This is a genomic window from Nocardiopsis suaedae (assembly GCF_027706745.1).
In the GTDB taxonomy this organism is placed as follows: Bacteria; Actinomycetota; Actinomycetes; order Streptosporangiales; family Streptosporangiaceae; genus Nocardiopsis_A; species Nocardiopsis_A suaedae.
Genome location: NZ_JAQFWP010000001.1, coordinates 19,518 through 39,909 on the forward strand (window position 1 = coordinate 19,518; position 20,392 = coordinate 39,909).

A 20,392-nucleotide genomic window follows, 5' to 3' on the forward strand; every position below is an offset into this window, starting at 1 on the left:
TGGGGATGAGACTGACGCTTTTCTGGGACCGCATGCACGAGCAGTTCGGCGAGGCGTATGCGGCGAGCCTCGCCAAGGACTACGTGATCGAAGGGCTGGGATCGCGGACCGTGAACCAGGCCCTCGCCGAGGGCGCTCCGGCCAAGGAGGTGTGGCGGCGCGTCTGTGATGCCTTCGACCTGCCCGAATCCGTGCGCTGACCCCGCCGCTGACCCTGTACTCCGCACCGGCGGCCGGACCCGCCCCGCGACACGCGTTCGGGGCGGCGGACCCCCGCTCGAACAGAAGTTCGGGTAAGGTGGTCGGTGAGTCCGGGGTGCGCGGATGTGGCGCGCGATACCCCGAGGGCCGGGAAGGCCCACCGGGACGCGGGAGCCGCTGGGCCCCGCGGTCAGGGGGACGGTGCGAGCCGTCCACAGTGCGGCGGGCGCCGTCGCGGAATGTCGCGGCGAGCGCATAGCGTCGCCTTCGAGATGAAGAAGAAGACACCGACCCAACAGGGGTTCCCCGTGGCAGCAGCAGACCGAGACAAGGCTCTGGAGACCGCGCTCGCGCAGATCGAGCGCCAGTTCGGCAAGGGCTCCGTGATGCGCCTGGGCGACGACGACCGCCCGCCGATCCAGTCCATCCCGACCGGCTCCATCTCGCTCGATGTGGCCCTGGGGATCGGAGGCATCCCGCGCGGCCGCATCGTCGAGGTCTACGGCCCCGAGAGCAGCGGTAAGACCACGGTCGCCCTGCACGCGGTGGCCAACGCCCAGCGCGAGGGCGGCATCGCCGCCTTCATCGACGCCGAGCACGCGCTGGACCCCGAGTACGCCAAGAAGATCGGCGTCAACACCGACGACCTGCTGCTGTCCCAGCCCGACACCGGTGAGCAGGCCCTCGAGATCGCCGACATGCTGATCCGCTCCGGCGCGGTGTCCATCCTGGTGGTGGACTCGGTGGCGGCGCTGGTGCCGCGCGCCGAGATCGAGGGCGAGATGGGCGACAGCCACGTCGGCCTGCAGGCGCGCCTGATGTCGCAGGCCCTGCGCAAGATCGCCGGCGCCCTGCACCAGACCGGCACCACCGCGATCTTCATCAACCAGCTCCGCGAGAAGGTCGGCGTGATGTTCGGCTCGCCCGAGACCACCACCGGCGGCCGGGCCCTGAAGTTCTACTCCTCGGTGCGCATGGACGTGCGCCGGATCGAGACGCTCAAGGACGGCACGGACGCGGTCGGCAACCGCACCCGGGTCAAGGTGGTCAAGAACAAGACCGCCCCGCCCTTCAAGCAGGCCGAGTTCGACATCCTCTACGGCGTGGGCATCTCCCGCGAGGGCAGCCTGGTCGACCTGGGCGTGGAGAACGGCATCGTCCGCAAGTCCGGCGCCTGGTACACCTACGAGGGCACCCAGCTCGGCCAGGGCAAGGAGAACGCCCGCAACTTCCTGCGGGAGAACGCCGACATGGCCCTGGAGATCGAGAAGAAGATCAAGGAGAAGCTGGGCGTGCCCATGAAGGGCGACGATGCCGCCGGGGCGGGCGCCGCTCCCGACGCGGCCGACCCGGCCAAGGACGCCTCCGCCAAGGACGCGGCCAAGGACGCCGCCGGTGCGTCCGCGGGCGCGGCCAAGGAGCCCGCGGCCAAGCGCACCGCGAAGGCCAAGAGCACCGCCGCCGCCACCGATGCGTGATCCTGGGGACCCTGGCACCGTCCAGGGTCCACCGGATCCGGGTCCGGACGCCGCCGCGGCGCCCGACCCCCGCTCCCCGGACCAGGAGGCCCACGGGGAGCACGCCGCCGACGAGGACCCCGAGTCCTACGCCCGCACCGTCTGCCTGCGCCTGCTCACCGTCGCCCCGCGCACCCGCGCCCAGCTCGCCGAGGCGCTGCGCACGCGCGGCGTGGAGGAGCCGGTCGCCGAGACGGTGCTGGAGCGCTTCGGCGAGGTGGGCCTCATCGACGACGCCGCGTTCTCCGCCGCGTGGGTGGAGTCCCGGCACACCGGGCGCGGTCTGGGCCGCCGCGCCCTGGCGGGGGAGCTGCGGCGGCGCGGCGTGGACGAGGAGACCGTGCGCGACGCGGTCGACGACATCAGCGCCGACCAGGAGGAGGCCACCGCCCGCGACCTGGTCCGGCGCAAGCTCGCGGGCACCCGGGGCCGTGACGACGCGGTCCGCGTCCGCCGGGCCATGGGTATGCTCGCCCGCAAGGGCTACCCCGCCGGCCTCGCCTACCGCGTCATCCGCGAAGAGCTCGAGGCCGAGGGCTCCGACCTGGAGCTGCCCGACCCCGATCTGTGACCCCGTGCGTCACGGCGGCCCGGTACCGGCCCACCCCGTGTCGATCTCGGGAAAAACGACGCTACCGGCGCGGTTTTAGGGTCCCTTCTCCCGGGTTCAACGAGGAGGGGGCGCTCAGGGGTGCGGGCGGGACCGGTCCGCGTCCCCGGGGTCGTCGGCCGGCTCCGACCAGGGGATCAGGTCCGGTTCGGCGTCCTGCGGGGCGTCTGGGCCCTCCGAGGCGGCCGGCGGCTCGAACCGCGGTCCCGGCCCAGCCGGTGCGCTCTGCGCGGTGTCCCCGCCGGGGGTCTCACCGTCCGGGGCGTGCGCGGGCCGGGGGCCGGTGTCCTCCAGCTCCGGAAGCGGCTCGGCCTCCAGCTCCGGGTCGGGGTACTCCGTGACCAGCTCGATCCCGGGCACCCCGGGCGGGGTGAAGCCGAACACCTCCCCGTAGAAGGCCAGCTCCGCCTCCAGGCCCCGCTCGATGGTGTCGGCCGAGGTGAAACCGTGCCCCTCGCCCTCGAACTCCAGCATCGCGTGGCGCACCCCGTTGTCCGCCAGCGCCCTGGCGAACTCCCGCGCCTGCTCCTTGGGGACCACGCGGTCCTCGGTGCCCTGCAACAGCAGCACCGGCACCCGCACCCGGTCCGCCTTGCCCATCGGGGAGCGCTCGCGGTAGGTCGCCTTGTAGCCGGGCAGCGGCCCCACCAGGGTGTCCAGGTAGTGCGACTCGTAGTCGTGCGTGGTCGCGGCCATCTGCAGCAGGTCCGCCACCCCGAACAGCGAGACGGCGCAGGCGAAGGTGTCCCCGGCGGCCGCGAGCAGCGCGGTGTACCCGCCCGCGCTCGGGCCGCGCACCGCCAGCCGCTCGGGGTCGGCCTCGCCCGACTCCACCAGCGCGCGCGCCACGGCCTCGACGTCCTCCACGTCGACCACGCCCCACATGCCCGCGATCCGCTCGCGGTAGGTGCGGCCGAAGCCCAGCGACCCGCTGTAGTTGACGTCCACGATGCCGATACCGCGGCTGGTGAAGTAGGCCTTCAGCAGGTCCAGCCCGCTGGTGGCCCGCCCCACTGGGCCCCCGTGCACCCACACCGCATAAGGGGCCGGACCCTCCGGCGCCCCCTGCGGGCCGGTCGGCGGGTACACGTTGGCGTGGACGGCGGCACCGTACTTGCCCGAGAACTCCACCTGCCGGGGCACCGGGAGCAGCGCGGCGTCGGGGACCTCCACCCGGCTGGAGCGGACCGCCTGCGTCCTGCCGGTGGCCGGGTCCAGCCGCACCAGGCTCTGCGGGGCCTTCGGCCCCGACGCGATCCCCACCACCTGGTCGCCGTCGCCGCCGAGCGTCTCCCAGGTGGTGAACGCACCGGTGTCCAGGGGGGCGAGCTCCAGGGTCTCCGGGTCGTACACGGCGGGCGCCAGGTCGGCGCCGCCCTGGAGTACCACCAGGCGCCCGTCGGCCAGCGGCACGCAGGAGCACACGCCCAGCCGCGAGGGGCCCGGGGTGAACTCGCGCTCGTCGGGGTAGAGCGCGACCGCCTGCCCCGTCAGGCCGATCTCGTACAGGTTCCACCAGCCCGACCAGTCCGACACGAAGCGCAGCCGCGAGGGGCCGCTCCACACCGGCTGCAGCACCGACTCGTCGACCCCGCCCTTGAGGGTGTAGGGGCGCTCCACGCCGCGGGCGTCCAGCGCGCCCACGCGCAGCTCGGTGCCGTCCCAGGGCATGCGCGGGTGGCTCCACGACACCCAGGCCAGGTGCTCCCCGTCGGGGGAGGGCGTGGGGGAGGCGAAGAAGTCGGCCCCGGTGACCAGTTCCGTCACGGCCGACGGGTCCTCGGCGGCCCGTCCGGAAAGCGGGACCGACACGATCGCCCGGTCCACCGCGCCGTCGTCGGCGTGGCGCTCGCGCACGCACACCACCCGGCGGCCGTCGGGGGACAGCGCCGGGTCGGCGTAGCGCAGCGCTCCGGGGAACGGCGGGGCGGGGGTGAGCGGCCGGGGCTCGTGCGACCCGCGTTCGAGCAGGTAGAGCCGCTGGTCACTGGCTTCGGCGAAGACGATGCCGTAGCGGGTGAGCGCCTTGTCGTCGCGCCGGGGCACCGGCAGGAAGGAGCGGCCGCCGTACTCGTGCACCCGGGTGCCGGCGCTCCACGGGGCCTCCAGCAGCTCGGTGGGGGCGCCGTCCGGGCCGCACCGCATCACCGTGGTGCGCCCGCCCTCCTCGGGGCGCGCCTCCTCCCACCAGACCTCGCCGTCGGCGGTCGCGGGGAACCCCAGGCGGCGGGTGCCTCGGGCGACGTCGCTCGCTGAGATCGGCGATGGCCAGGCGCCGTGGGGGGCCGTCACGCGGTCGGTCATAAGAGGATCTCTGCGTTCGCGGGGATTTTGTGTGGCATGTCGACCTTAGTCCCCCGGAGGCGCGCCGGACGAGCCGACCGGGCGATCCCCTGCGGTTTCGGCCTTCCGGTGATCTGCCGACGGCCCGGCCCCCGGGTTCCGGAGGGGGCGGAGGCGGCCCGGGACCGCGCCTCCGGTGCCCGCCCCGGCGGGCGCCCCGGGTGACGGGGCGGTTCCTCCGTGTGCGCCCGCGTGCCCGCCCGCCTGCGCGCACGCGCGCGACGACCGGATGCGGCGCCCCCGGACCGGGTTGTCCGGGGTCCACAGGGGGAATGCCGTCGGCCAGACGGGGCGGGAGGGGGCATTTGTTCCCCACTTGTGACCGCGCAGGAGCGGCGGTGTATTCGCCCGCGTGTCTATAGTCCCTGTCCACGCTCAGTGAGGCACTCAGTGAGCAAGCGACTTTCATCGCGCGAGGAGGACGCTCGGAATGACGACGAGATTCACGGCCAGGCGCTTCGCAGCCGTTACCGCTGTGGCGGCTGCGGGCGTGATAGCGGCCGCGGGGTGCGGCGGCGGGAGCGTCCCCGGCGCGGGCGGCGGTGACGAGGAGGTCACCGGCGGCGACCTGACCCTGGGAACCGGCAGCACCGGCGGCACCTACTACCCGCTCGGCGGCGAGATCGCGCAGATCTGGTCGGACAACATCGACGACGTGAACGTCTCCACCCAGTCCACCGGGGCCTCGGTGGAGAACATGCGCCTGCTCGACCAGGGCGAGATCGACATCGGCATGGCGATCAACGGCGTCGCCGCCGACGCGGTCAACACCGAGGGCGACTTCGCCGACGACCCGATCGAGAACGCCGACGACGTGTTCATGCTGGGCAACGTCTACCCGGAGGTCCTGCAGATCGTCGCCACCGAGGACTCGGGCATCGAGACGGTGGAGGACCTGGAGGGCAAGCGCGTGGACGTGGGGCCGCCCGGCAGCGGCACCGCGCTGGCCGCCGAGGCGGTGCTCGCCGCCTACGGCATCAGCATGGACGACATCGAGCCCTTCAACAGCACCTTCGAGGAGGCGGCCACCAAGCTGGGCGACGGCCAGACCGACGCGGCCTTCGCGGTCCTGGCGGTCCCCGCCGGCAGCATCGAGCAGGTGGCCACCACCAGCGACGTGCGGCTCGTGCAGTTCGGCGGCGACGGCCTGGAGAAGCTCCAGGAGGACAACCCGTCCTACAGCACCCTGGACATCCCGGCCGACACGTACAACGGCCAGGACGAGGACGTCACCACGGTGACCAACTGGGCGACCATGTACGTGCGCGGCAGCATGAGCGAGGACCTCGCCTACAACCTCACCAAGGAGATGTACGAGCGTGCCGGCGAGATCGGCCACGACGTCGGCGAGCAGGTCCAGCTCGACACCGCCGTCGAAGGCCAGGGCGCGGTGGACCTGCACCCCGGCGCCGAGCGCTTCTATGAGGAGGAAGGCGCCCTGGGCTGACGCCCCGGGCGTCGCGGAGGCACCGGCGGCGCACCGGGGCGGTCCCGGGCGCCGCCGCTTCCTGCGGGACGGAGCGACGGTCGCCGCCGGGGCGCTCCTGGCCATGGCCACGTACGGCGGCGCGGAGGCGGCCGGGGCGCGCTTCGAGGTGGCCGACCTGTCGGCCGGGCGGCTGCTGCTGTCCCGGCCGGTCGGCGAAGGCGACCGGATCCTGATGGTGCACGTCCACTCCATCGCCAAGCGCCCGGTGGAGGAGGAGTTCTCCGTACGGAACGGGGTGCTGTCCATGGAGGAGATGCGCTTCGACACCTTCGGGGCCAACCTGCCGGCGGGCCCCGAGCACTTCGGCGGGACCACCACCGGGTTCCTGCGCGAGGAGGACGGCTACCGGGTGCTGCACCACGGGCGCCCGCTGGGCGCGGTCCAGGTGATGGTGGGCGGCCCCGAAGTGGACCATACCCTCACCCTTCCGGGGGGAGGGCGCGTGCGCCTGCTCGACCTGACGCGGCGGGGGGCACGCGTGGAGTTGCGCGTCCGAGGCGGGGGGCGACCCCACCCCGCCGGGACGCCTGAGACGAGGATGGGGATGGGGCGATGACGAGCGACCCGAAGCCCGCCTCTCCGGCGGCCGAGGACCCCGAGGTCCTGCGGGAGCTGGAGAAGGACGTCGCCGAGCTGGAGCAGCACGACGCGGCGGAGGAGACCGCGGGCACGCGGAAGGACATGCGGGGCCTGTGGCGGGGCGCGGTCTTCGCGGTCGGCCTCGCGCTGAGCCTCTTCCACCTCTACACCGGGTACTTCGGCACCCTGCCGGGGCTCCAGCAGCGCGGCGTGCACCTGGCCCTGGGCCTGGGCCTGGTGTTCCTGCTGTACCCGGCCAAGGAGCAGGACACCCGCAACCAGCGGATCTACGGCTGGGCGCTGACCGCGGCGGGCGTGGGCATCCTCGCCTACCTGGCGGCCTTCCAGATCGCCGACGCCTATGTGCTGGGCCCGGCGGTGGGGGTGCTGCTGCTCGTGCAGGCGGCCCGCTACGCGCCCTGGCGCCCGCTGGGGATGCCCGCGGCCGACGTGGTGCTCGCCCTGCTGGGCATCGGGTCGGGGATGTTCCTGGTCGTCAACTACAACGACATCATCCTCTCGGCCGGGCGGATCACCCCCGAGTACGTGGCCGTGGGCACGGTGGGCATCCTGCTGGTGCTGGTGGCCGCCCAGCGCACGCTGGGCACCGCGCTGGTGCTGCTCGGCTCGCTGATGCTGGCCTACGCGCTGTTCGGGCCGCTCATGCCCGGGTTCCTGCACCACGGCGGCTACACGGTCGACCGCATCGTCTCCTCGATGTTCCTGGGCACCGAGGGCGTGTTCGGCACGCCGCTGGCGATCTCCTCCACCTTCATCTTCCTGTTCCTGGTCTTCGCCTCCATGCTCACCCGGACCGGGATGGAGCGCTTCTTCACCGACCTGGCCCTGGGCAGCACCGGGTGGGCGACCGGCGGCACCGCCAAGGTCGGCATCGTCACCAGCGCCTTCTCCGGCACCATCACCGGCAGCTCGGTGGCCAACACGGTCTCCAACGGCGCCTTCACCATCCCGATGATGAAGAAGTCGGGCTACAAGCCCGAGTACGCCGGAGCGGTGGAGGCGGCCTCCTCCACGGGCGGGCAGATCGCCCCGCCGATCATGGGCGCCGCGGCGTTCATCATGATCGAGTTCACCGGCGTGCCCTACCTGGAGATCATCAAGGCGGCGATCGTCCCGGCGATCCTGTTCTTCGTCGCCCAGTTCGTCGTCGTCCACTACGACGCCAAGAAGCTGGGCATCCGCGGCATCCCCAAGCGGCTGCTGCCGAGCGTCCGCCGCCTGATGGTCACCCGCGGCTACATGCTCATCCCGATCGTCGGGCTGTTCGCGCTGCTGTCCATGGGGTACTCGCCGATCTTCTCGGCGATGGGCGCCATCGGCATCACCATCGGCATGAACATCGTGGTGCAGATCGTCTTCTTCCTCCTGGGCCGCTGGTCGGAGATGCCCGACCGGCTCGGCCCGTGGGGGCTGCTGGACGGCCTGGTGAACGCGGCCCGCGTCGCGGTGCCGATCATCATCGCCTGCGCCACCGCCGGCATCATCGCCGGTGTGATCACCCTGACCGGCCTGGGCCTCAAGCTCAGCGACGGGCTGCTCGCCCTGGCCGGCGGCCAGCTCCTGCCGACCATGGTGCTGTCCATGCTCGCCTGCCTGATCCTGGGCATCGGCGTGCCGACCACGGCCAACTACGTCATCACCGCCACCCTGGCGGCCCCGGCGATCATCACCATCCTCCAGGGCGGCCTGGAGGCGCCCACGGTGGCGATGCTGCTGACCGCGCACATGTTCGTCTACTACTTCGGCGTGATGGCCGACATCACCCCGCCGGTCTGCCTGGCGGCCTACGCCGCCTCGGGCATCTCCGGCGGCAACCCGATCATGACGGGCGTGCAGTCGGTGCGCATCGCGGTGTCGGGCTTCGTGGTGCCGTTCATGTTCGTGCTCTCGCCCGAGCTGCTGCTGCAGGAGACCACGCTGGCGACCGGGCTCTTGGCGGCGGTCACCGGGATCCTGGGCGCGTCCGTGGTGGGCGTCGCGGTGGTCGGGTTCATCAACGCCCGCATCGGGTGGTACCTGCGCCTGCCGATGGCGGCGGCCGGGATCGCGCTGCTGCACTACGGCTGGGAGACCGACCTGGCCGGGCTGGTGGTCGCCGGGGCGGTCTTCGGCTACCAGTGGTTCCGGCACCGCCCCGCGGCCGCCCCGGCGCAGGCCGCGGCGACCGCCTGACCCCCCCGAGCCCCCGGCGCGGGGCCGGCCGCCTCCGATCGGCGGTCGGCCCCGCCCCGTATGGCCACTAGCCTGGGACATGTGAGCCAGAGTCGTACTTACCAGGTGCGGACCTACGGCTGCCAGATGAACGTGCACGACTCCGAGCGCCTGTCCGGCCTGCTGGAGGACGCGGGGTACGAGCGCGCAGCCGAAGGCAGCACCGCAGACATCATCGTTTTCAACACGTGCGCGGTCCGGGAGAACGCCGACAACCGCCTCTACGGCAACCTCGGGCACCTGCGCCCGGTCAAGGACGCCCACCCGGGGATGCAGATCGCCGTGGGCGGGTGCCTGGCGCAGAAGGACCGCGGGGAGATCGTGCGCCGGGCCCCGTGGGTCGACGTGGTGTTCGGGACCCACAACATCGGATCGCTTCCGGTCCTGCTGGAGCGCGCGCGGGTGCAGCGCGAGGCCCAGGTGGAGATCGAGGAGTCGCTGCAGACCTTCCCCTCCACCCTGCCCACGCGCCGCGAGTCGCCCTATGCCGCCTGGGTCTCGGTCTCGGTCGGCTGCAACAACACCTGCACCTTCTGCATCGTGCCGCAGCTGCGCGGCAAGGAGAAGGACCGCCGCCCGGGCGACGTCCTGTCCGAGGTGCGCGCCCTGGTCGACCAGGGCGTGGTCGAGGTGACCCTGCTGGGGCAGAACGTCAACGCCTATGGGGCGGAGTTCGGCGACCGCCAGGCCTTCTCCAAGCTGCTGCGCGCCTGCGGCGACATCGAGGGCCTGGAGCGCGTGCGCTTCACCTCGCCGCACCCGCGCGACTTCACCGACGACGTGATCGAGGCGATGGCCGAGACGCCCAACGTCATGCCGCAGCTCCACATGCCGCTGCAGTCGGGCTCCAGCCGGGTCCTCAAGGCGATGCGCCGCTCCTACCGCCAGGAGCGCTTCCTGGGCATCGTGGAGAAGGTGCGCGCCGCCATGCCCGAGGCCGCCATCACCACCGACATCATCGTGGGCTTCCCGGGCGAGACCGAGGAGGACTTCGAGGAGACGCTGCACGTGGTGCGCGAGTCCCGGTTCTCGTCGGCGTTCACCTTCCAGTACTCCAAGCGCCCCGGCACGCCCGCCGCCGAGATGGAGGGGCAGCTCCCCAAGGAGGTCGTCCAGGAGCGCTACGAGCGCCTCGTGGCCCTGCAGGAGAGCATCTCCGAGGAGGAGAACGCCAAGCTCGTCGGGCGCGAGGTGGAGCTGCTGGTCGCCGAGGGGGAGGGCCGCAAGGACGGCGAGCGGCGCCGCCTGTCGGGCCGGGCGCCCGACAACCGCCTCGTCCACTTCGCCGTGGAGGAGGGCGCCGAGGAGCCCCGGCCCGGCGACATGGTCACCGTCGGGATCACCTACGCCGCCCCGCACCACCTGGTGGCCGACTCGGGCGTGCGCGCGCTGCGCCGCACCCGCGCGGGCGACGCCTGGGCGGCGCGCAACGGCAAGGCCGACGAGGGCGCCGACGGCGGGCAGGCGGGCGTCATGCTCGGCATGCCGTCGGTCGGGGCGCCCACCCCGCAGCCCGCGGCCACCGGAGGGTGCTGCGACGCCTGACCCCCGGCCCCGCGCGCGCTGAACGTGAACGCGGCCCCGGCCCCGTCGAGACGGGGCCGGGGCCGCGCGTGCGTCCCGGGCCTGCGGGCGCGTGCGCCCGCGCGCGGAATCAGCCCAGGCGCACCGGGAGCGCCTTGAGGCGCCAGAACAGGGGGAGGGCTTCGCGCTCCAGCTCCTCGTGGCCGACCGCCAGGGACAGGTCCGGGTAGCGCTCGAAGAGCCGGGTGAACGCGATCTCGCCCTCCTGGCGTGCCAGCGCCGCCCCGAGGCAGTAGTGGATGCCGTGTCCGAAGCCCACGTGCGACTCACGGCGCCCGGCGGGCTCGCGGGTCAGGTCCAGGCGGTCGGGCTCGGAGAAGACGTCCGGGTCGGTGTTGGCGCCGCCGAGCACGGCGAAGACCACGTCGCCGCGCTCGAAGCGCATTCCGTCGGCCTCCATGTCCTCGGAGGCGTACCGCATCCTGGTCCCCTGGATGGGGCCGTGGCGGCGCATCAGCTCGTGCGTCGCGCGCGGGCCCAGCTTCGGGTCCTCCTTGAGCAGCCGCAGCTGGTCGGGGTGGTCGAGCAGGGCGAGCGTGCCGTTGGTGATCAGGTGCGCGGTGGTCTCGTGCCCGGCCAGGATCAGGGTGAGCACGATCGACACCAGCTCGATGTCGGAGAGCCGGTCCCCGTCCTCGTCGTGGGTGCGGATCAGCGCGGTGATCAGGTCCTCGGCGGGGGTCGCGCGCCGCTCGGCGATCAGCGCGCGGGTCTGCTCGACGAGCCCTTCGAGGGCGTCCATCTGCTGCCCGGTGACCGCCGCCTCGATCAGCCGGCGGCCCCAGACCCCCCACTGCATCCGCTGCTCCTCGGGCACCCCCACCAGCTCGCAGATCACGATGATCGGAAGCGGGTAGGCGAAGTGCGCGGTCAGGTCCACCACGCCGTCCTCGGCGTGCCCGGGCAGCTCGTCCAGCAGCCGGTCGGTGATCTCCTCCACCCGCGGGCGCAGCGCGTTGACCCGCTTGACCGTGAAGGCGCGGGAGACGTGCTTGCGCATGCGCGTGTGGTCGTCGCCGTCCATGTCCAGGATGCTGGCGTCCACCAGGTAGCGCGCCTGCTCCCGGGTCAGGCCCAGGCCCATCAGCCGCTGGACGCGCACGTTCTGCACGTCGCCCCCGGCGATGGAGTCCGAGTTGTTGACGAACCGCCGGTCCGAGAGCACGGTGCGCACGTCCTCGTACCGGTGGACCAGCTTCACCGGCGCCTCCACGCCGGGGAAGCGGGCCGGCACGACCCGGCCGTGCCGGTGCAGGTCGGCGAAGAAGCCGTGCGGGTCGGACTGCAGGCGCGGGTCGGTCAGGTCGACTTCGGCAGCGGCGGCGCCGCCGGCGCCGGTGTCGGCGGTGGCTGTCATGTCGCGTCCTCTCATGTCGGGCCCGGCGGCTCGCCACCGCTGCCGGGCCCGGCCCCGCAGGGGGTCAGGTGAGCTTGAGCCGTGCGATCTCCTCCCGCATCCGCCCCAGCACGCCGGTGAAGGCCTCGGCGACGTGCGGCGCGACGGCGCGGACCGCCGCGGGGTCGGGGTCGGGCGCGGGCTCGAAGGCGTTGCGCACGGTGGTGGCGAGCATCCCGGCCAGCGTCTCCGCGTCGGAGCCCTCAGCGCTCAGCAGCGGCCCGGAGGTCAGGAAGCCGGTCACCACGATGGCGTAGGAGCGGCGCTGTTCATCGAGCGGGCTGTCGGTGCGCAGCAGCCCGTTGTCGCGCAGCAGGGCGAAGTGGCCGCGCTGCGCCTCGCGGCGGCGTTCGATGAGGTCGCCGAGGACGCGCCGGGCCTCGCGGGTGAGGATGCCGAGCGTCTCGCTGTTGCCGATCAGGACCGCGTGCAGGACCGGGTCGGCGTCGGCGCCGAGGTAGGTGGAGCGTGCGGAGCGGTGGGGCAGGACCGCCGTGGGGTCGTCGTGGATCTCCGTGATCAGCCGTTCGGCCAGGGCCGCCTGCGCCCGCAGCATCACGGTCAGGAACAGCGCCTCCTTGGTGGGGAAGTGCAGGTAGACCGTGCCCTTGCCGACGTGGGCGCGGTGCGCCACCTCGCTGATGGACACGCGGCGGTAGCCCTGCGCCGCCAGGAGGTCCGCAGCGGCGTCGAGGATGCGCTCGGCGCGCAGGTCCTTCTCGGCGTCGCTGGTGTCGGCCTCGCGTGTGCGCCCTGCCATCCCCGACCGTTCCTTCCCCGCCCGGCCGCCGCTGCGGCGCCCGGAAGCCCGTCCCTGCCGTGTTTTGACCAGATATTCGAATCTGGTCATCTGGTCACACCGTCACCGTAGCCCGCCCGGGGGCCGGAGGCAATGGACCGCGGGTGTCCGGCCCCGGCCGACGGGGCGCGCGGGTCGCCGGCGCGCCGGTAGTGTCGGCCGGGGTTTCCGGGCGACGGGGAGTTCATGTGCGATGACGGGAAGATTCGATCAACGGGCAGAGGTGTCGTTCGGGAAAGGCGCCGATGCGGACATCGGCCGGTTGGCGTCGCGGCTCAGGAGCGAGGGCTGGCGGGTCGTCCAGAGGGGCGATGAGCGCATCGACGCGGTCTGCGGTTCCCGCTTCATGCTCCGCATGTTCGGCTGTTACATGCGGATCGGCCGGCGCAATCTCCCTTCGCATCTGGAGATCAGGAAGGACGGGGCCGCGCCCGCGGTACTCGACGTCCGCCTGTACAGCGACGAAGGGTGGTACCTCCTTTACGTCCCGGAGTTCGCGAGGGCGTACGCAGGACTCTTTCGCAGAACGATCGAGACCATCCGCACCCCCTGACCATCCGGCCTCCGGCCCCTCCGGCGCCGACTCCGCGATCCGCTCGGCCGAGAGTCGTCGACGGCGGAGGTTCCTCAGGAGGGCCGGAGGAACGGTCTAGGCTGGGGAGCCATGCTGACCGCCGCCGCCGTGTGCCCGTTTCCGCCCCTGCTCGTCCCCGAGGTGGCCGCCGGCGCCGCGGCCGAGCTCGACGACCTCAGGCGCGAATGCGACGCCGTGGTGGGGGCACTGAAGGCGAGCGGCGCGGACCGCCTCGTCGTCGTCGGGCCAGGAGAGCGGACGCGACGCCATGGGGCCGACAGCGGGGGAGACCTGGCACCCTACGGCGTGCCCTTCCCCATCGGCCCACAGCCGCCGGTGCTGCCGCTGTCACTGGCCATCGGCCGCTGGCTGGCCGAGCGCGAAGGGACGGTGCCGGATGCCTACGTCGAGGTCGCTTCCGACGCCGAGCCAGGGGAATGCCTCGCGCTCGGGGCGGAGCTGGCGGGCGAGGCATCGGCCGTGGCGCTGCTGGTGATGGGCGACGGCAGCGCGCGCCGCCCGCCGTCCTCGCCCGGCAGGCCGGACGACCGGGCGCCCGCCTTCGACGAGGAGGCGGCGTCGGCGCTGGCGCGGGCCGACACCGACGCGCTCGCCCGGATCGATCCGGCGCTGGCCCGGGAGCTGATGGCGGCCGGGCGTCCGGCCTGGCAGGTCCTCGCCGGGGCGGCGGGCGGGGACACGGTGAAGGGCGAGCTCCTGTCCCACCAAGCGCCGTACGGCGTCGGCTACTTCGTGGCCCGCTGGACGCCCGACCGTTGATCTCGGGAAAAGCGCCCCTATGAAGGCGGCCGGGTCACGTGGTGGGTGCAACCACGCGCCGGGCGTCGGGGCCGGGGACCACCGTTTGCGCAGCCCGTTGAGCACGATGGTGCGCAGCAGGCCCGGCCTGGCCAGCCACGGCTGCTTCGGTCGGCGCCTGCGGCTATCGGCCCGTGCCTGGGCCCAGGCCGCGTTGTAACCCACCCGGTAGCCCTTGCGCAGCCGGTACCCGGGCGGGTGGTCGTGCATGCGGGGGTTGCGCACCCCGCGGTGGTGGGCGCCGTTGAGGTCCAGCTCCCGGCCCACGGTAGCCGGGGACACCCTCATGGCCCCGGCGTTGGCGGCCAGAGACGCGCCCTGGGCCCACATGTCCTCCAGCACCTGGCCGTGCCCCGGTGTGAGAACCCCTGGTCGGGCCACGGCGTGCTCCTGGTGGTCAGCGCACCGGCAAAAGTTGCACTGAACGGGAGATACCTCCGGCGATTGCACCGTCGTTCCTTCCGAGACCAGTGACAAGCAGCGTGGGCCGTCAGCGGTTCTGCGCAGGGTCGGCGGTGACGCCTTCCGTGATGCCCTCCTCGACCAGTGCCAGCGCGCGCTCGGTCAGGTCGGGGGCGTCGTAGGGGAGCCACCGTACGCGCGGATCGCGGCGGAACCACGACTCCTGGCGGCGGGCGAAGCGGCGGGTTGCGCGCACGGTCTCCTCGCGGGCCTCCTCCTCGGTGCACTCCCCGCGCAGGAAGCGCAGCACCTGGGCGTAGCCCAGCGCGCGCGGAGCCGTCCGCCCCTCGGACAGCCCGTGCTCCTCCAGCGCGCGGACCTCCTCCACCAGCCCCGCCTGCCACATCCGGTCCACACGCACCCCGATGCGCTCGTCCAGCTCGGGGCGCGGCACTTCGAGGCCCACCTGGACCGAAGGGTAGGGCGAGACGTGGTCGGGCAGGGTGGCCGTGAACGGGCGGCCGGTCAGCTCGATGACCTCCAGCGCGCGCACGATGCGGCGCCCGTTGCTGGGCAGGATCGCCTTGGCGGCGGCCGGGTCGCGCTCGGCCAGGCGGGCGTGCAGTGGGCCCGGCCCGGACTCGGCCAGCTCGGCCTCCAGGCGCGTGCGCACCTGCGGGTCGGTTCCGGGGAACTCCAGTTTGTCCAGCACGGCGCGCACGTACAGGCCCGAGCCCCCGACGAGGATCGGCACGGCCCCCTGAGAGCGCAGGCGGTCGACGATCCCGCGCGCGAGGTGCTGGAAGCGGGCGACGTCCGCGGGTTCGGTCACGTCCCAGATGTCGAGCAGGTGGTGCTCGACCCCGCGCCGCTCCTCCTCGGCCATCTTGGCCGTACCGATGTCCATGCCGCGGTAGAGCTGCATGGAGTCGGCGTTGATGACCTCCGCATGGCGGCCTGAAGCGCGCAGGCGCAGCGCGACGCCGACGGCGAGGTCGGACTTCCCTGCGGCGGTGGGGCCGACGACGGATACCACCGGTACCCCGGTCCGCCCCTCCGGAGTGCCCTCACCCGCAGCGCCGTCGAACCTGGTCCCGCCGTTGTCCGTGCTCGTGCCCATTCCTCCAGTCTGGCAGCGGGCGGCGACCCGATCGGACGTCCCCACCTCCTCGAACTCGGGGAAGGCGGCCCCAGGAGCGCGCGCTCGGGGCCCAGTTCCCCGAGATCGACGGCGACGGCTTCGAGGCCGTTCCTCGAGTCATAAGATGATCTCCATGCGTTTCGCCAAAGGCCACGGCACCGAGAACGACTTCGTCATCCTCCCGGACCCGGAGGGTGCCCTGGACCTCGGCGCCGACCTCGTGGCGCGGCTGTGCGACCGCCGCGCCGGAATCGGCGGGGACGGCGTCCTGCGGGTCGTCCGCACGCGCGCGCTCGGCGAACCGCTCACCGGCGCCGCCGCCTCCTCCGAGGCCGCCGAGTGGTTCATGGACTACCGCAACGCCGACGGCAGCATCGCCGAGATGTGCGGCAACGGCGTGCGGGTCTTCGCCCGCTACCTCCTGCACGCGGGCCTGGCCGAGGGCCGGAGCATCGACGTCGGCACGCGCGCGGGCCTGCGCAGCGTCACGATCGAGGACAACGGCGACATCACCATAGACATGGGCCGCCCGGAGGTCTTCGGCGACGGCGGCGCACGGCTGGCCGACGGCAGTGAGGTGCGCGGGTTGCGCGTCTCCGTCGGCAACCCCCACCTGGCCTGCATGGTCGACGGCCCGGTCGGCGGCCTCGACCTGACCTCCGCCCCGGCGCTCGACCCGGCGGCCTTCCCCGAGGGCGGCAACGTCGAGGTCGTCGCGCCCCTCGGCGACGGCGTGCTGGACATGCGCGTGTACGAGCGCGGGTCGGGCGAGACGCGCTCCTGCGGCACCGGCATCGTCGCGGCCGCCGTCGCGGCCACCCGCGCCGCGGGGGGCGCCCCCGACCAGGGAGCCACCTGGCGGGTCCGGGTCCCCGGCGGCGAGTGCATCGTCCTGCTCGACGCCCGGGGCGCGCGGCTGCGCGGCCCCGCCGTCATCGTCGCGGAAGGCCAGGTCCGTCTGGGGTGAGCCGGGCGGCGCTGTTCCTGCTGCGCCGGCTGGCAGGGTACGCCCTCCTGCTGGCGGCGGCCTCCAGCTGTGCCTACCTGCTCAGCGCCGCGGTGCTCGACCCGACCGGCAACTACGCGGCACAGCAGCCGCCCCCGTCCCCGCAGACGGTGGAGCGCCAGCTCGCCGAGCGCAACCTCGACCCGGACGTGCCGCTGGGCCGGCGCTACCTGGTGTGGGCCTCCGGCGCCGTGACGGGCGACCTCGGGCAGACCTGGGACGGCCGCCCCGTCAGCGCCGAACTGGCCGACCGCGCGGCGGCCAGCACCCGCCTGCTCGTCCTCGGCGCCGCCGTGGGAGCGGTCGCCGGGGTGGCCTGGGGGGCCTGGGCGGGGGCCCGCAAGGACGGCGCCGGGGACACGGCGGCCACCCTCGGCGCCGTGCTGCTGATCTCGGTGCCGCCGCTGGTGGTGGCGGTCGTCCTGCAGACCCTGGCGATCGGGCTCAACACGGCCTCGGGGGAGGCGCTGCTGCGCACCGCGGGGGAGGCGCCGCCCGGGTCCGGCCTGGCCGACCAGGTCCGCTACATGGTGCTGCCGACGGTGGCGCTGGCCCTGCCGCTGGCCGCGGTGGTCAGCCGGTACCAGCGGGGCCTGATGGCCGACGAGGCCGGGGCCGACTACGTGCGCACCGCCCGCGCCAAGGGGCTCACCCGGGGGCGCGCGCTGCGCGGGCACGCCCTGCGCACCAGCCTCGTCCCGGCCTCCACCTACGTGGCCTACACGGCCGCGGCCATGTTCACCGGCGCCGTCTTCGTCGAGCGGGTGTTCGGTCGGCACGGCGTGGGCGGGATGCTGGTCGAGGCGGTGGAGGCCGGGGACGTGAACGCGGCGGCCGCGGCGTGCGCCTTCGGAGCGGTGTGCGTGGTGGCCGCGGGTGCCGTGGCCGACACGCTGCGCGTCGCGCTCGATCCGCGGGTCCGAAGCTGAGGCGCTCAAGGCGGAATCGCAGTAGTATTTCCGGATTGTTCCAATCGTGGCTTTCGTCCGCGACGGGGCCCCGGCCGCCCCTCGGCCGACGGGGACCGTCCGAAAGGGGTGCACGTGGGAGAGGGACGTGCCCGGCGCGGCGCCGCGCTGCTGTGCGCGGTCGCCGTCGGCGCGGCGGCCTGCTCGCCCGCGGAGGAGGGGGCCGGTCCCCGGCCCGCCGCCGCGGGGGGCGTGGACGTGGGCGCCGCCGACCGCGCCGACCTCGAACCCGGCGGCACCCTCGACTGGGGCATCAACGAGTTCCCCGCCCAGTGGAACCCCCACCACGCCGACGGGAACCTGGCCACGGTGCGCACCGTCACCGACGCCGTGCTGCCCACCCCCTTCGAGGTGGACCCGGAGGAGGGGCCCCGGCCCGACCCCGACTACCTGCTCGGCGCCGAGGTGCGCGAGGCGGGGCCGGACCGCCCGCAGACGGTGACCCTGCGCCTCAACCCGGAGGCGCACTGGTCCGACGGCACCCCCATCACCTGGCGGGACTACCGGGCCACGGCCGACGCGCTGGACGGGCAGGGCGACGGCTACCGGGTGCGCGGCGAGGTCGGCTACGACCGCATCGCCCGCGTGCGGCAGGGCGCCGACGAGTACGAGGCGGTCGTGGAGTTCTCCGAGCCGTTCTCGGAGTACCCGTCGCTGTTCGCCCCGCTGCTGCCCGAGTCGGTGGCCGGCGACCCCGAGGCGTTCAACGGGGACTACAAGGGGGACATCCCGCTGACCGCCGGGCCGTTCGAGGTGGCCGGGGTCGACGACGGGGCCCGCCGCGTGGAGCTGCGGCGCTCGGAGGACTGGTGGGGCGACCCCGCGGTGCTCGACGGCATCGTGTTCACCGCCATGGACCAGGAGGGGCTGGACAGCGCGTTCCTGGACGGGGGCATCGACGCCTACGCGCTCCCCGTGGACGCCGGGTCGTTCTCGCGGGCGAACTCCGCCGGGGACGGGGAGGTGCGCGTCGCGCTCGGGCCGGACTACCGGCACATCACCCTGAACGGCGAGAGCCCGCTGCTGCGGGACCGCAAGGTGCGGCACGCGGTGTTCCTCGGGGTGAACCGGCAGGCCCTGACGGACGCGGCGCTGAGCGGCCTGGGGATGGAGGCCGAGCCGCTGGGCAACCACTTCCTGCTGGAGGGGCAGCCCGGTTTCACCGACAACAGCGGGCAGTGGGGGCGGCACGACCCGGAGCGCGCGGGCGAACTCCTCGACGAGGCGGGCTGGAAGCCGGGCGAGGACGGGATCCGCCAGAAGGACGGCGAGCGGCTCGAACTGCGCTTCCTCGTCCCCCGAGGCTTCCGTCCGGCCCAGGACGAGGCGGAGATGGTGCAGGCCATGCTCAGTGAGGCGGGCATCGGCGTCACCATCGAGCCGGTTGGCGGGGACGAGCTGTTCTCCCGCTACGTGCTGCCGGGCGACTACGACATGGTGGCGTTCGTGAACACCGGCGGGCGGTTCCCGATCTCCAATTCGCTCCCGCAGTGGGCGTCCCCGGTGGAGGGGCCCGACGGCGAGGAGTGGCGCTCCAACGTCGGCCGCATCGGGTCCAAGGAGATCGACGCGGCGATGGACGAGGCCTTGGAGAGCCTCGACGAGGAGGCGTCCCTGCGAGCGGTGAACCGCGCGGACGAGCTGCTGTGGCAGGAGGGCCACACGCTGCCGCTGTACCAGCGCCCCCAACTGATGGGCGTCCGCTCCGACCTCGCCAACATAGGCGCCCCGGGCTTCGGCACCCACCAATACGAGGACATCGGCTACCTGAAGGAGTGAGGTGGGACGCGGTGCCCGCCCCGCGCCACTCCCGTGGGGCCGCCCTCCTCACATGCTCAGAGGAAGGGGAGTCCGGTCCGGAGCGAGCAGAGTGAGGGAGAGGCATCCGCAGTCGGCCTTCTCGGTGTGGAGCCAGTGGGCGGTGAGAGAGTCGATGAGGAACATCCCCCTTCCGGTCTCGGCGTCGAGGTCTGCACCCGCGGTCCCTGATCGCACGCGGGGCCGGTCAGCGGGGTTCAGCGCCGGCGTCGGTGATGTCGATGTAGAGCGGTCCTCCGGCTGTGGCGTAGAGGGCCGGATGGAAGGTTCCCCGTCGAGCCCGCTGCGAGTGGGGCACCAGGCATTGCAGAAGGCTTCATCGACGCACAGCTCGGCGTCGTCGACAAGGGAGTCGGCCCAGAGAGGGCGCAGGTGCACGCGGGTGAGCGCGCGGGCGATGCGGAGGCCGTCATGGTCACAGGGGAGTTCTTCCCGCACGTTGAGGATGAGGCGGCTCATGGTTCATGCCACCGCCTTCATGCGCGAACGGCGCCGGAGGACATCGCGGAGGGCCGGAGGCGGCGGCTCCCTGAGCAGGAGCTCCGCTGCAGCGGCCGGGTCCGTGGCGTTGCACTCCAGCCCGGGGCCGACGAAGCGCCACCCGTCGACGGTCTCCGCGACGACCACGCAGTCGGTTCCCCTGCGGAGGGTCACGTACAGGCCGTGTGCTCCCTCCAGCGGGAGCGTGCTCAGGCAGCGAACACCCCGACTGGCGAGCTCTTCGGAGAGGGCTCGGAGGTGGCATCGCTTGGCTCCGTGCCTCTCCTCTGACGAGGAAGTCGAGCGTTGGTGCATCTTCTGGCTAGCATCAGACATGTCTTCGCCTCTTGGGCAGGTGGGGACCGTGCCCCGGGGCCGTGCCAGCGGTCGCCGGGATTTCTGCATTTCAGCCCGTCCGAAAGTTCTCGCTGACG

18 protein-coding genes are annotated in these 20,392 nt (G+C 73.2%); 12 read left to right on the forward strand and 6 right to left on the reverse strand.

Annotated features, from left to right (window positions below):
* Positions 1 to 5: 5 nt before the first annotated feature.
* From O4U47_RS00080 to recX, 3 genes are all read left to right on the forward strand, one after another.
* Complete coding sequence (locus O4U47_RS00080; RefSeq protein WP_270674722.1) at positions 6 to 200, forward strand: DUF3046 domain-containing protein; 195 nt, start codon at positions 6 to 8, stop codon at positions 198 to 200.
* Between the two features lie 309 nt (positions 201 to 509).
* Entirely contained in the window at positions 510 to 1,679 is a 1,170-nt protein-coding gene (recA, locus tag O4U47_RS00085) for a recombinase RecA (RefSeq protein ID WP_270674724.1), read from the forward strand.
* Positions 1,672 to 2,289 (forward strand): recombination regulator RecX, encoded by a 618-nt coding sequence (recX, locus tag O4U47_RS00090; protein WP_270674727.1) that lies wholly within the window; start codon positions 1,672 to 1,674, stop codon positions 2,287 to 2,289. The genes recA and recX overlap by 8 nt, the downstream gene beginning before the upstream one ends.
* A 114-nt stretch (positions 2,290 to 2,403) precedes the next feature.
* On the opposite strand, the gene O4U47_RS00095 is transcribed toward recX, so the two are convergent.
* Entirely contained in the window at positions 2,404 to 4,632 is a 2,229-nt protein-coding gene (locus O4U47_RS00095; RefSeq protein ID WP_270674730.1) for a S9 family peptidase, read from the reverse strand.
* A 469-nt stretch (positions 4,633 to 5,101) separates the two neighbouring features.
* On the opposite strand from O4U47_RS00095, the gene O4U47_RS00100 reads away from it, so the two are divergent.
* From O4U47_RS00100 to miaB, 4 genes are all read left to right on the forward strand, one after another.
* Positions 5,102 to 6,118 carry a TAXI family TRAP transporter solute-binding subunit gene (locus tag O4U47_RS00100; protein WP_270674732.1) on the forward strand — a complete coding sequence of 339 codons (1,017 nt, stop codon included), beginning with the start codon at positions 5,102 to 5,104 and terminating at the stop codon, positions 6,116 to 6,118.
* Positions 6,093 to 6,716, forward strand: a complete 624-nt coding sequence (locus tag O4U47_RS00105) for a DUF1850 domain-containing protein (RefSeq protein ID WP_270674734.1) — start codon at positions 6,093 to 6,095, stop codon at positions 6,714 to 6,716. The genes O4U47_RS00100 and O4U47_RS00105 overlap by 26 nt, the downstream gene beginning before the upstream one ends.
* Positions 6,713 to 8,932 (forward strand): TRAP transporter permease, encoded by a 2,220-nt coding sequence (locus O4U47_RS00110; RefSeq protein WP_270674736.1) that lies wholly within the window; start codon positions 6,713 to 6,715, stop codon positions 8,930 to 8,932. The genes O4U47_RS00105 and O4U47_RS00110 overlap by 4 nt, the downstream gene beginning before the upstream one ends.
* Before the next feature lie 105 nt (positions 8,933 to 9,037).
* Positions 9,038 to 10,516: a tRNA (N6-isopentenyl adenosine(37)-C2)-methylthiotransferase MiaB gene (gene miaB / locus O4U47_RS00115; RefSeq protein WP_270675279.1), complete on the forward strand. Its 1,479-nt coding sequence runs from the start codon at positions 9,038 to 9,040 to the stop codon at positions 10,514 to 10,516.
* 109 nt (positions 10,517 to 10,625) lie between these two features.
* Here miaB and O4U47_RS00120 read toward each other — a convergent pair whose 3' ends face one another.
* Together O4U47_RS00120 and O4U47_RS00125 are read right to left on the reverse strand one after the other, a co-directional pair.
* On the reverse strand, positions 10,626 to 11,912 hold the full coding sequence (locus tag O4U47_RS00120; RefSeq protein WP_270674738.1) for a cytochrome P450 family protein: 1,287 nt from the start codon (positions 11,910 to 11,912) through the stop codon (positions 10,626 to 10,628).
* A gap of 64 nt (positions 11,913 to 11,976) precedes the next feature.
* Positions 11,977 to 12,711, reverse strand: coding sequence for a TetR/AcrR family transcriptional regulator (locus O4U47_RS00125; protein WP_270674740.1), 735 nt, complete (start codon positions 12,709 to 12,711; stop codon positions 11,977 to 11,979).
* Between the two features lie 232 nt (positions 12,712 to 12,943).
* Between O4U47_RS00125 and O4U47_RS00130 the strand changes: the two genes are divergently transcribed.
* Entirely contained in the window at positions 12,944 to 13,303 is a 360-nt protein-coding gene (locus O4U47_RS00130) for a hypothetical protein (RefSeq protein ID WP_270674742.1), read from the forward strand.
* A gap of 111 nt (positions 13,304 to 13,414) precedes the next feature.
* Positions 13,415 to 14,104, forward strand: a complete 690-nt coding sequence (locus O4U47_RS00135; RefSeq protein WP_270674745.1) for a class III extradiol dioxygenase subunit B-like domain-containing protein — start codon at positions 13,415 to 13,417, stop codon at positions 14,102 to 14,104.
* A gap of 529 nt (positions 14,105 to 14,633) precedes the next feature.
* On the opposite strand, the gene miaA is transcribed toward O4U47_RS00135, so the two are convergent.
* Positions 14,634 to 15,665: a tRNA (adenosine(37)-N6)-dimethylallyltransferase MiaA gene (miaA, locus tag O4U47_RS00140; protein ID WP_270674748.1), complete on the reverse strand. Its 1,032-nt coding sequence runs from the start codon at positions 15,663 to 15,665 to the stop codon at positions 14,634 to 14,636.
* Between the two features lie 145 nt (positions 15,666 to 15,810).
* On the opposite strand from miaA, the gene dapF reads away from it, so the two are divergent.
* From dapF to O4U47_RS00155, 3 genes are all read left to right on the forward strand, one after another.
* Positions 15,811 to 16,653: a diaminopimelate epimerase gene (dapF, locus tag O4U47_RS00145; RefSeq protein ID WP_270674750.1), complete on the forward strand. Its 843-nt coding sequence runs from the start codon at positions 15,811 to 15,813 to the stop codon at positions 16,651 to 16,653.
* The gene (locus O4U47_RS00150; protein ID WP_270674752.1) at positions 16,650 to 17,621 is read left to right on the forward strand and encodes an ABC transporter permease; all 972 of its coding nucleotides are present in this window, start codon (positions 16,650 to 16,652) and stop codon (positions 17,619 to 17,621) included. The genes dapF and O4U47_RS00150 overlap by 4 nt, the downstream gene beginning before the upstream one ends.
* A gap of 114 nt (positions 17,622 to 17,735) precedes the next feature.
* Positions 17,736 to 19,439 (forward strand): ABC transporter family substrate-binding protein, encoded by a 1,704-nt coding sequence (locus O4U47_RS00155; protein WP_270674755.1) that lies wholly within the window; start codon positions 17,736 to 17,738, stop codon positions 19,437 to 19,439.
* A 48-nt stretch (positions 19,440 to 19,487) separates the two neighbouring features.
* Here the strand turns inward: O4U47_RS00155 and O4U47_RS00160 are convergent, their stop codons facing one another.
* Together O4U47_RS00160 and O4U47_RS00165 are read right to left on the reverse strand one after the other, a co-directional pair.
* The gene (locus tag O4U47_RS00160) at positions 19,488 to 19,937 is read right to left on the reverse strand and encodes an ATP-binding protein (RefSeq protein WP_270674759.1); all 450 of its coding nucleotides are present in this window, start codon (positions 19,935 to 19,937) and stop codon (positions 19,488 to 19,490) included.
* 3 nt (positions 19,938 to 19,940) lie between these two features.
* Positions 19,941 to 20,132 carry a hypothetical protein gene (locus O4U47_RS00165; RefSeq protein WP_270674760.1) on the reverse strand — a complete coding sequence of 64 codons (192 nt, stop codon included), beginning with the start codon at positions 20,130 to 20,132 and terminating at the stop codon, positions 19,941 to 19,943.
* Positions 20,133 to 20,392: the final 260 nt, after the last annotated feature.